The sequence below is a fragment of the Bacillus sp. JZ105 genome (genome assembly GCF_053903125.1).
Window position 1 is genome coordinate 289210 of sequence record NZ_CP096387.1, and the last position, 12045, is coordinate 301254.

General features: G+C 42.8%; 11 protein-coding genes. All 11 read left to right on the forward strand.

Annotated features, from left to right (window positions below):
* The first annotated feature begins 320 nt into the window (after nucleotides 1–320).
* Nucleotides 321–923: a TerD family protein gene (locus M1D81_RS01585; protein ID WP_041106675.1), complete on the forward strand. Its 603-nt coding sequence runs from the start codon at nucleotides 321–323 to the stop codon at nucleotides 921–923.
* A 20-nt stretch (nucleotides 924–943) separates the two neighbouring features.
* Nucleotides 944–1525: a TerD family protein gene (locus tag M1D81_RS01590; protein ID WP_039176267.1), complete on the forward strand. Its 582-nt coding sequence runs from the start codon at nucleotides 944–946 to the stop codon at nucleotides 1523–1525.
* Nucleotides 1526–1564: 39 nt separating this feature from the next.
* Complete coding sequence (locus M1D81_RS01595) at nucleotides 1565–2143, forward strand: TerD family protein (RefSeq protein ID WP_007498343.1); 579 nt, start codon at nucleotides 1565–1567, stop codon at nucleotides 2141–2143.
* 140 nt (nucleotides 2144–2283) lie between these two features.
* Nucleotides 2284–3063 carry a TerC family protein gene (locus M1D81_RS01600; RefSeq protein ID WP_456265840.1) on the forward strand — a complete coding sequence of 260 codons (780 nt, stop codon included), beginning with the start codon at nucleotides 2284–2286 and terminating at the stop codon, nucleotides 3061–3063.
* A gap of 99 nt (nucleotides 3064–3162) precedes the next feature.
* Complete coding sequence (locus tag M1D81_RS01605; RefSeq protein ID WP_456265839.1) at nucleotides 3163–4350, forward strand: HpcH/HpaI aldolase/citrate lyase family protein; 1188 nt, start codon at nucleotides 3163–3165, stop codon at nucleotides 4348–4350.
* Nucleotides 4340–5671, forward strand: coding sequence for a phosphoribosyltransferase family protein (locus tag M1D81_RS01610; protein WP_456267172.1), 1332 nt, complete (start codon nucleotides 4340–4342; stop codon nucleotides 5669–5671). Before M1D81_RS01605 ends, M1D81_RS01610 begins: the two co-directional genes overlap by 11 nt.
* Nucleotides 5664–6773 (forward strand): cysteine protease StiP family protein, encoded by a 1110-nt coding sequence (locus M1D81_RS01615; RefSeq protein WP_456265838.1) that lies wholly within the window; start codon nucleotides 5664–5666, stop codon nucleotides 6771–6773. The genes M1D81_RS01610 and M1D81_RS01615 overlap by 8 nt, the downstream gene beginning before the upstream one ends.
* The gene (locus tag M1D81_RS01620; protein WP_456265837.1) at nucleotides 6770–7585 is read left to right on the forward strand and encodes an HAD family hydrolase; all 816 of its coding nucleotides are present in this window, start codon (nucleotides 6770–6772) and stop codon (nucleotides 7583–7585) included. Before M1D81_RS01615 ends, M1D81_RS01620 begins: the two co-directional genes overlap by 4 nt.
* A gap of 70 nt (nucleotides 7586–7655) precedes the next feature.
* Nucleotides 7656–9272 (forward strand): YceG family protein, encoded by a 1617-nt coding sequence (locus M1D81_RS01625; protein ID WP_456265836.1) that lies wholly within the window; start codon nucleotides 7656–7658, stop codon nucleotides 9270–9272.
* Between the two features lie 14 nt (nucleotides 9273–9286).
* Nucleotides 9287–10378, forward strand: a complete 1092-nt coding sequence (locus tag M1D81_RS01630) for a toxic anion resistance protein (protein WP_456265835.1) — start codon at nucleotides 9287–9289, stop codon at nucleotides 10376–10378.
* Nucleotides 10379–10778: 400 nt separating this feature from the next.
* A complete protein-coding gene (gene opuAA / locus M1D81_RS01635) occupies nucleotides 10779–12044 on the forward strand; it encodes a glycine/proline betaine ABC transporter ATP-binding protein OpuAA (RefSeq protein WP_024424349.1) in 1266 nt (421 codons plus the stop codon).
* Nucleotide 12045 lies beyond the last annotated feature (1 nt).

The following is a 12045-nucleotide window of genomic DNA, read 5'->3' on the forward strand; positions in this document are numbered from 1 at the left end:
GATCTTTTCTATATCAACATATGAAACCACATCAATACGCTTCTTTTCAGCAAGAGCTGTTCACCGCGAACTTTCGACAATGTTTCACATGAAACACTTCATTAACGACATGAATCATTTTCAATGTGCATCTTTCGTTAAAAAAATATAAAGTGTTTGAAACCTATCTTGAGCATAGATCGTATATACTAGTAAATAGAAAAAAGAGTAAGAGGCTCCAATGTCATTTCATGAATTTTGTCGAATTTTCATGTATGATGATTTTAATAGGGTCCATCGCTTAATAAATAGATTTTTATTATGCTGGAGGAGTGATTGATTTGGCGATTACATTAGAAAAAGGTCAACGTATTGATTTAACAAAAGGGAAAACAGGGCTGACGAATATTCTTGTTGGACTTGGCTGGGACCCTGTATCACAAGGCGGCGGATTTTTAGGAAAGCTGTTTGGCGGCGGAGGCGGCGCTGATGTTGATTGTGATGCTTCAGTGCTCATGCTGAAAAATGATAAGTTTACGGAAAATAAAGATTTGATTTATTTTGGCAACCTAAAAAGCAAATGCGGCAGTGTGGAGCATACAGGTGACAACCTGACTGGTGAAGGAGACGGAGATGATGAACAAGTCCTCGTCAACTTGAACAAGGTGCCGGGTAATGTGAATAAATTGGTGTTTGTCGTCAACATTTATGATGCCCTTAGAAGAAACCAACACTTTGGTATGATTCAAAATGCTTACATTCGCATCGTTGATCGTTCAAACAATCAAGAATTAGTGAAATATAATTTAAAAGATGACTACGCAGGAAAAACTTCGTTAATCGTCGGGGAACTTTATCGCCACGAGAATGAGTGGAAGTTTGCGGCGCTTGGAAATGGTACAAATGACGCGAAGCTTGCCGATATTACGAGAAACTATATTTAAACAGAAGGGAGAGGTTCCTAGTGGGAATTTCTTTAGCGAAAGGTCAAAAAATTGATTTAACAAAAACGAATCCGGGTTTAACAAAAGTAGTCGTCGGTCTTGGCTGGGACGTCAATAAGTATGACGGCGGACATGACTTTGATCTAGACGCAAGTGTATTCCTTTTAGATGCGGCAGGTAAAGCAAGCTCTCCATCTGACTTTGTCTTTTACAATCAAACAACTGGCGGAGGCGGCAGTGTCGTACATACAGGCGATAACCGCACTGGCGAAGGGGACGGAGATGACGAGCAGGTCAATGTTGACCTTGCAGCTGTACCGGCAAGTATTGAGAAGATTTCATTTGTCATTACAATTCATGATGCAGAAGCGCGCAGTCAAAATTTCGGACAAGTGTCTAACGCATATGTACGTATTTTAAATGCAGCATCGAATGAAGAACTCATTCGCTACGATTTGGCAGAGGATTTCTCAATTGAGACAGCCATTATTGTAGGAGAATTATACCGTCATGGCGGGGAATGGAAATTCTCAGCGGTCGGATCAGGCTATCAAGGCGGTCTTGCCCGCATTGCAACGGACTTTGGCTTAGATATCGGATAACGATAACTTCCTATTTTCAAAGACAGGAGAGATAAGAATATGGCGATTCAGCTTTCAAAAGGACAACGTGTCGATTTAACCAAAACCAACCCAGGGCTGACGAAAGTGATGATCGGTCTTGGCTGGGATACGAATAAATATTCTGGCGGAGCCGAATTTGATTTGGACGCTTCGGCTTTCTTGGTGGATGCAAACAATCGTTGTCAGCAAGATACAGATTTTGTGTTCTATAATAACCTTCAGCATCCGAGCGGCAGTGTCACTCATACAGGTGATAACCGTACGGGTGAAGGAGATGGAGATGACGAGCAAATTCTCGTTGATTTCTCAAAAATTCCTGCTAACATTGATCGTATCGGAATTACAGTTACGATCCATGATGCAGAGGCGCGCAGCCAGAATTTTGGACAAGTCTCTAATGCATTTGTTCGTGTTGTAAATGAAGAGGGCGGGGAAGAATTGATTCGTTTCGATTTAGGCGAAGACTTCTCAATTGAAACAGCTGTTGTGGTATGTGAATTGTACCGGCACGGTAGTGATTGGAAGTTTAACGCGATCGGAAGCGGATTCTCTGGCGGACTTGCAGCTCTTTGTCAAAATTATGGATTAGAAGTGTAAATAAGAGACACAAATCAGTTCAAGAGGTGCTGTCAAAAGCTCATATGAGGGCCTTTTCCTAAGTGAGAAAGAAACAGCGATCAAGAATAGCAGCAGGCGAAAGCCTGCTGATGCTTCTACACTTATAGGAGGAAAACCAGTTGGACATTTTGAAACATATGTTGGATACATATGCCTCGTTTTTTGATTGGCATATGTGGGGAGAGGTATTAACAGACCCTGTCTCTTGGGGGCTTATTGGGACGCTTGTCGTGCTTGAAGGATTGTTATCAGCAGATAACGCACTTGTATTAGCTGTGATGGTGAAACATTTACCGGAAAAGCAGCGTAAAAAAGCATTAACCTACGGATTAATTGGCGCTTATTTCTTCCGTTTTCTATTCATTGGCATAGGGATGCTGCTTATTAAATTCTGGTGGATTAAGGTCCTCGGAGCTGCTTACTTAGCATGGCTTGTTATTAAGCACTTCTGGTTAGGTGACGGCGATGATGAAGCGAAGGAATTGAAAAAAGAAGGCTGGATGGTTCGTGTCTTTGGTGTGTTCTGGGCTACCGTTATTTCTGTTGAAATTATGGACCTTGCCTTCTCGGTTGACAGTATTCTTGCAGCATTCGCTGTATCTGAGGAAGTATGGATTCTACTTTTAGGCGGAATGCTTGGAATTCTCATGATGCGTACAGTCGCGCAGTTATTCCTTGTTCTCATTGACCGTATCCCAGAGCTCGAGAATACAGCGTTTATTCTCATCGGGATCATTGCGATCAAAATGGGCTTGAGTGCTGCTCACATTGAAATCCCGCATCTTGTATTCTTTGCGATTATTATCCTAGCATTTATCGGAACGTTTATTGTTCATAAAATCAATAAGAAGAAACATCAAGAAGTGACAAACGAAGCTGCGGCTTCAAAAGAAGAATAGGACGATCAAAAAGGAATGGAGTTGATTAGCGGCTCCATCCTTTTTTGAATCATCAAGTCATTTGTTCGATTTTCTCTCAACAACAGGAGGTGGCACAGCATGCGGTATTTTCAGTTTTTATCAGAGGCGCGGCAGCACGATATTTTTTTCAAACGGCCGGGGGCGATGCATTTGATGACGCCAAGGCACGTACTTGCGCATGCATTAGGTGCTACTTTGTATATGCCTGCGACAAGACAGGATATAGCAGACATGCTGCTGTCGCAGAAATATGAAGCGCTTTGCTCTGTTGTATTTTGTTTAGAGGATGCCATCGGTGATCAAGAAGTGGAAATGGCTGAACAGAATCTAGTAGTACAACTCGCCAAACTGTCGGACAAATTAACGCATACACCTGAAACGGCTGAACAAATGCCGCTTTTATTTATCCGGGTTCGTTCGCCGGAGCAGCTGCTCAAAATGGCAGATTTGCTTGGTCCATCTCTTCGTTTATTGACGGGCTTTGTCTTTCCAAAGTGTTCTATTCATAATGCGAAGGATTATTTGGACAGCTTGAAACAGGCGTCCGCACAAACGAAGACAACGCTGTACGGTATGCCCATTTTGGAAACACCCGATTTATTAGAAAAAGAAACAAGATATAAGGTGTTGTCTGAGTTAAAGCAGATCATGCTGAATGATGAAGAATATATCTTGAATATTCGTATTGGGGCAACGGATCTTTGCGGCTTATATGGCATTCGCCGTGATCGCGACACCACCATCTATGAAATCAGATTGATTGCTGATTTGATTACAGATATTATCAATTATTTTGGCCGTTCCTTTGTTGTTTCAGGTGCTGTATGGGAGCATTTTGGCCCTGCACGAAAGGAACAAAAACCGTTCATTCGTGCGCTTTCTAAGGGCGGTGAGCTGTCCTTATCTGAATTCGATGACGTACAAGGTTTACTCAAGGAGACAAGACTCGATGTAGCCAACGGCATACATGGAAAGACAGTGATCCATCCAACACATCTCAAGCCAGTGCAAAGCATGTACGTTGTGACAAAGGAAGAGTACTTGGATGCATTAAGCATTTTGGAACATGCCGACGGCACAGTTGGCGTGATGAAGAGTGCTTTCTCTAATAAGATGAATGAAACGAAGCCGCATTACAGGTGGGCAGAGCACATTTTAATTAAGTCAGACATTTACGGGGTGTTTCATGAAAATAGAAGCTATATCGACATACTCACAGAATCAGAAGCGGCATACGCTGAACATCTTGGAACATATGGAGGTTGAGCTCGACCTCAAAGAAGGTGCGCTCCAGCTGGAAAAAGAGCATCTTTTTGAGATGGCGGCAAGGGTGAACAAAAAAAGAGCCTTTTTATTCGTTAGTAAGGTGCTTGGAAAGCATATTCCTGTTCATCCAGTAAAACCGCTCCTTGTCTCGGGTCTTTTAGCGATGGCATATGCCAAAGAACAAACGGGAAAGACGCCCCCGCACCAAGATCTTATTGTAGAGGCACTCAAGACGGATGATCACACGGTGTTAACGGCAGCCTATGAAACACTCAAAGAAGAAAAGCTTTCAGCAGGCAATGAGCCAGTCGTCATCGGCTTTGCGGAAACGGCAACAGCCCTTGGACATGGTGTGTATGATGTGATAGAAGGTGCATCTTACATTCATACGACACGTGAACAGCTGCTGGATCTTGACCCGTCATTGGTATTTGAAGAAGAACATTCGCATGCAACAGATCAGCTTTGTTATGCAGACGAAGCATTCCTTCGTACAGACCGCCCCATCGTGTTAGTAGATGATGAAGTCACGACAGGCCGTACCAATATCAACATCATTCGTGACCTTCATGCAAAGTACCCAAGGCATTCTTATACCATTCTTTCCATTTTGGACTGGCGGACGGAGGAGCATGAGAAAGCCATGAGCCAGCTTGAAGAGGAGCTTGGAATCCACATCACATCATTGTCTTTATTAAGAGGGCAGATGGTTTTTCGAGGTAAAACGCTCGATGAGCCAGCTTATTCGTATGAGATTGCGGAGCAAGAGAAGCAGCCAAGTCTCTCTTTTCATTCTCTTCAATCTTTCTTTAAGCAAGTGCCGTATTCCCTTTCTCATGCAGCAAATTCGGCTGGTCATTCGCCATATATACATGAAACAGGCCGTTTTGGTTTAAATGCAGCAGATACGGAAGCGCTCGACCAAGCAGCTGCTGAAGCGGGATTGAGGCTGCGGCAGGAACGCAAAGGAAAACAAACACTCTGCTTAGGGACAGGTGAGCTGATGTATGTGCCGATGAGACTGTCTGCACACATGGGGGAAGGTGTTCTCTTTCATTCAACAACGAGAAGCCCTATTCACCCAGTCGAAAAGGATGGATACGCTGTCCGAAATGGGTTTACCTTTATGAATCCAGAGGATGCCCGAATTCAGCATTACGTGTACAACATTCCAAAAGGTGAATATGATGATGTATTTCTCTTTTTTGAGAAAAAGGTTTCTCAGGAGGCATTGCTTCCGCTTGTTCACTTATTTGCTGAGCGGCATGTGAAGCATGTGCATATTGTGACTTTATCAGACGAGGTGAAGGTGAATGGCTAATGTGTATACAAAGATGGGGAGCTATCCAGAGCAGGATGTAACCTTCTTACTCAAAGATTTATCCTCTATTGAGATGGAGAAAAGTACAGAGGAGCGGGAGCGTTCGATTCAGAGTGGTGCGCATTATTCAGAAATGCTGCCAATTGAGTACAAACCAACGGCATCTTATATGACTTTATTCTATCAATCTCTTGAAGAAAGTAAGGAAAAGGTAGCAGAAGCAGTAGCTGTTGTAGCAGAACAGATTGTGAAAAAACGAGGCTTCCAAACCGTACTTTGCAGCTTGGCGCGTGCAGGGACACCGATCGGGGTGCTGATCAAACGATATATTCGAAAGACATATGGTGTCGATCTGCCTCATTACAGCATCTCTATTATTCGCGACCGCGGAATAGACGAGAATGCACTGCATTATATGCTGAAAGAACATCCAGGTTTTGAAATTGCTTTTATCGATGGATGGACTGGAAAAGGTGCGATTTCGAGAGAGCTCCAAAAAGCTGTTCTTGATTTTGAAAAAAAGTATGGTGTACGTCTCTCGAGCGAGCTGGCTGTGCTGGCAGACCCCGGCTATTGTACACATGTATACGGAACGAGAGAGGACTTTCTCATTCCAAGTGCCTGCCTGAATTCAACGGTATCCGGGCTTGTCAGTCGTACGGTATTAAACAACCGCTGGATCAATGCCGATGATTTCCATGGGGCCAAGTATTATAAAGAGCTGGTTGATGAGGATGTGTCCAATTTGTATGTGGATACGATTGAAGATGCATTTTCCAGCCTCGGACCAAATGTACAGGAGAAAGCAGAAACCATACTTACGCAGGGGACGCCGGCAGATTGGCGGGGAATGGCATCCATTGAAGCAATCGGTCAGGAGTTTCAAATTGAAAATACCCACTTGATTAAGCCGGGAGTTGGTGAGACGACCCGCGTGCTGCTTAGAAGAATCCCGTGGAAAATCTTGATTCAGCCTGGATCTCAGGAGAAGCTGAAGCATATTTTGCTTTTGGCAGAGGACAGAGGTGTTCCTGTCATTGAATATGCCAATATGTCCTACACGTGCTGTGGATTAATTCGTCCGCTGGAGCATACGTCATGAAGAGATTTGCATTTGCCAGTGATTTAGACCGGACGATGATGTACTCACATCGCGTGCTTGACCAGTATGCGTATGAAGGAGAGTATGATTTAGTTGAGGTGCTGGACGAACGGCCGCTTTCCTATATGTCTGTTGAAACGAAAAAATCTTTGCAGACGATTCATCAATCAGGCTGGTTCATTCCAGTGACGACAAGAACAACTGCACAGTATGAACGAATCACCTTCTTTGAGCAAGAGCTTAAACCGGAGTATGCTGTCACAACAAACGGGGGCTGTATTCTTCATCATGGCAAGCCGCTTGAGGATTGGCAGGCCATTGTTGATGAGAGGCTCAGGGAGTGTATGCCAGTCAGAGAGATGCTGAGGGCGATCTCGGAACTTCCAGTTGCGGCATGGGTGAAGCGTACCCGTACAGCAGAGGGAAGATTCCTTTATTTGATTATGAAAGAGGAGTATCTATCTCACATTCCGCTTACTGAATTGAAGCTGTGGGGTGAGGAGAGAGGATGGCAGGTTTCTCTTCAGGGACGAAAGCTTTATTTTATTCCACAGCCGCTTAATAAGTGGGATGCTGTTGCTTTTCTAAAGGATAGGCTGCAGCTTGAATACGTCTATGGTGCGGGAGATTCTCTGTTAGATGCGGGGCTCATTCGTCAATCAGATATGGGCTTTGCCCCAAGACATGGAGAAGTTCTCGACTTTGACCCAGAACTTGAGCCGACAGCAGCATTTGGCATGGCCGCAGCGGATGAAATCACTGCTTGTGTCATCAAGCAGATGATGAACGCAAAAAAGCCTTCGATTCGATAGCAGAAGTAGAAGGCTGAATGATATGATAGTAGTAGCTTTCGAGAAAATATAGGAGAAAGGAAGGAGCGGCGTGAGTTATAAAGAAATCAATGTCACCCATATACGGGCGGAGCAGGAAGCCTGGAAAAATGTGCTGAAAAAGCCGCTCCCTGAAAGAGACGGTTATGTAAAGGACGAGCATACCTTGTCCTTGCCGCGTCTCGCCGCCCGGGTCCTTGGAACTCCGCATGATGCAACCGATTATTTTATTTATTTACATGAATTATACGAAACAGACGGCATGCATATTTTAAGTGAAACGCTCAATCGTCATATTGAGCCAGAGCATTTTCAAGCGCTGCAGCGCATTCATTTGATTAACCAAGAAGAAAAGGGATTGTCCGTGAATCGCTTTGTGGCGTTTTTAGATGGTGAACAGCTGATTGTACGCCATCCAAACCCTGTGATGAACCGGCATATCCGTCTTTCATTGATCAAGGTGTTTGAGCATTTCAAGCAGCTCCACGAGGGTGGATTTCAGCATCCTGATTTCCGCCGGGTCCTGCTGGATGTCGTGAAGTTTTCAAATAACCATCTAGGTCCATGGCTGAAGGAAGTCAATATAGAAGAAAAAATGCCGGCTGTCATTTGGTATGGAGAGGCGAATAAAAGTCAGCTTTATTTTCTTTACTATGTCATGCTGATTGGCTGTGATGTTGTGCTATTTCATCCAGAAGGCAAGGATTCGTTCCGCGAATTAGATCCAGAAGAAAAGCTGACTTTTATTGATCAGTACCCGGGAACTTCAAAGCTTGAGCCGTTCCCTACTGAAAAGCCAGAGAGGAAATCAACGGTGGCGTACCGCTCGACAAGAGAACTTGAAGAGGTGCTTCACACGGAAGATTCCATGCTGTATAAGCCGTGGCAATTCAGAGATCATACTCCTCATTCTATTACGCTGAAGACAACATATGATGAGCTGTTTTTAATTGCAAAGGAACGGTCCTTTATCCGCCCGAATTTCAAAGCAGACCGGGACACGATACAGATTCCGAATCTTTTTGCGAAAATGATGGGTGTCACACGGGACAAGCGTGAATACTGGGATCGCATCCATACGTTAATGGAAGGGAAAGAGACGAAGACCATTCGCCATTTTCCTTTTACGAAAGAAGTGACATCGAATTATCAATTTCATTATCAGCATGCACTTTCTTCTGCTGGAGAGATTGATCCTGACTTATTAATGAAAAGCAATGTGTGGCAGTTTTCTCATCTATATGAAGGTACGCAGCGTGCGATTGCAGAGTCGATATCTCGAATCTGTCAGCATCCGAAGCTATTAAAAGAAGGCAATGAAACCGAATTAGACGTCCGCATTTATTTATTCAAGCAGGTTCTGCATTTAAGCCAGGACCTCGTTGAACTGATTCAAACCTTTGATTACGCACAAACCGTACCGAAAGTGATTTTATACCATACGGAATATAATGGGGAGCTGACACGTTCTGATGCGGCCGCCCTGATTTTCCTAAATGAAATGGGTGTGGATCTCTTCGTATATCATCCGGCGGGATATCAGTGTATCGAACGGTATATCGATGACCAATTATTTGATACCCATTGGCTTGATGAGATGGTCATGAACCAGGAGTTTAAAGAGCCGTCCATCGTTAGAAAGTTATTTCAATCCATTAAAAACCGATAAGGAGATCAAAGCTTATGACAAATACAAACGGAAATGACATCATTTCAATTGATAAAGAGGAAATCACGATTGAGAAGGCAGACGATATTCGCGTTCAGCTTCGGAATGAACCAGAAGTGCAAAATATTGCGAGACAGATCGATGTGAAAAATCAGCTGGAACTGCTTGAATACGGAAAACAGCCGGCCGTTGAAATCTCTAAGTTCTCTGATCGTATCCTTTCCATGATGCGTTCAACAAGTGTCACTGACTCAGGAACAATGCTGACGCAGCTTGGCAAGATTATGGATCGCTTTGATAAAAATGATTTTGACGAACCGAAGGGTGGTTTGTTGTCAAAAATCTTTAAGCGCGGCGGCATGATCGAAAAGATTTTTAGTAAATATCAAACGCTCGGTGCAGAAATTGAAAAAATTAATGTGGAAATTAGTAAATATAAAGATGAAATGACCAAATCGACTGTGACGCTTGAAGAAATGTATGAGCATAACATTCAATACTATTTGGAGCTGGAAAAGTATGTCGTAGCCGGTCAAATGAAAATCGAAGAATTACAGCAATTGGTTCCTTCATATGAAGAAAAAGCAGCTAGTGGAAACCAGCTGGCACAGATGGAGCTTGATACGCTCCGTAATGGCATTCAAGCGCTTGAAGAGCGTGTGTATGACCTTGATATGGCACGGATGGTTGCGCTTCAAACGGCACCGCAAATCCGTTTGCTTCAGCGTGGGAATACGAAATTAATCGGTAAAATCAACTCTGCCTTCATCATCACGATTCCAATTTTCAAAAATGGGATCATTCAAGCTGTTACAGCGAAGAGACAAAAGCTTGTGGCTGATTCTATGAGTGAGCTGGATAGAAGAACAAATGAAATGCTGAAACGAAATGCTGAAAACATTTCAAGTCAAAGTGTGGAGATTGCCAAATTATCTGGCCGTCCAAGCATCGATATTGAAACGATTGAATCTTCCTTTAATACAATTGTACAAGGGATGAAAGAGACGAAACAGATCGAAGAAGAGAACAAGCGTTTACGTGAAGATGGAACAAAACGTATGCTTGAGCTTCAAGATAATATTAAGCGGGCTGCCCTAGAGTCCTAAAAAAACAAGCTGTCTGTAACTAAAGTTGCAGACAGTTTTTGTATGAATTTAAATAAAATTTAAGAAAAAAGTGTTTTTATGTGACCATTTTCGGGTAAATCTTGTTCAGGGGAATGGTTCGCCCGTAATTCAAAAAACCGCTATGACGAGGATTCGACTTATTTTTTAGCACAATTAGGAATTTCCAGTAAAATATTGTCTGGTGAGAGGAAATACCCCGTAAAATATGTAGTTTATGAAGCATTCTATAGGATTTAAGAGTAATACGGCGTATAAACTCTAATGACCAGACCTCTATATGGAATTCATACATATTGTGGGGAAATAAGCGAATTCTAAAGATTGTTCGCATCATAACGCTTATGTTACGGTTATAAAGATGCTAATTTGGAGGGAAAATATGAATTCTGAAGAGAGAAATATCAAAATCAAGATAAATAATGTATCTAAAATTTTCGGTAAAAATGCTAAAAAAGCATCTCAAATGCTTGAAAAAGGGAAAACAAAAAGAGAAATCCTAAAAGAGACCGGCGCAACTGTTGGTGTCAATCGAGCAAATTTTGATGTATATGACGGCGAGATATTTGTCATCATGGGGCTATCAGGGAGCGGAAAGTCCACACTTGTGCGGATGCTAAACAGGTTAATCGAACCAACCTCCGGTGAAATATATATTGATGGGGATATGATAACAAATATGTCAAAGGATCAATTGCGTGAAGTCAGACGGAAAAAGATCAGCATGGTTTTCCAAAACTTCGCATTGTTCCCGCACCGTACAATTCTTGAGAACACAGAGTATGGTCTTGAATTGCAAGGTGTAGATAAAGAAGAGCGCAGACCAAAAGCGCTTGAATCTTTAAAGCTTGTTGGACTTGAAGGCTTTGAAGAGCAATATCCAAATCAATTAAGTGGTGGTATGCAGCAGCGTGTTGGATTGGCACGTGCGTTAGCAAATGACCCTGACATTTTATTAATGGATGAAGCATTCAGCGCACTAGATCCATTAATTCGTAAAGATATGCAGGATGAATTGCTTGAGCTTCATACATCTGTAGGAAAAACGATCATTTTCATTACCCATGATTTAGATGAGGCGCTTCGTATTGGTGACCGCATTGTACTCATGAAGGACGGAAATATCGTTCAAATCGGAACACCAGAAGAAATTCTGATGAACCCATCGAATGAATATGTTGAACGATTCGTTGAAGATGTTGACCTTTCTAAAGTATTAACCGCTGGTCATATTATGAAACGTGCAGAAACAGTTCAGATCGATAAAGGGGCACGTGTTGCACTTACGCTCATGAAAAACCTTGGGATTTCGTCTATCTATGCAGTAGATAAGAAAAAGCATTTATTAGGTGTCATTTCTGCCCAAGCAGCGAAAAAGGCAGCAGAAACGGGAGCGTCGCTTGAAACGGTGCTCGATAAAGAATTTACGACAGTGTTGGAATCTACGTATTTGACAGAGATCTTTGATGCGGTGTCTGATGCGAACATTCCGATTGCCGTTGTTGATGAGAAAAACAGAATGAAAGGCATTGTGGTCAGAGGTGCATTGATTGGTGCATTATCAGGAAATGATGAGTATATCAACATGTCTTCTAACAAGCTAGAAGAAATTAAAGCACAAGAGCCTTCTGCACAGGAGGTAGAATAAG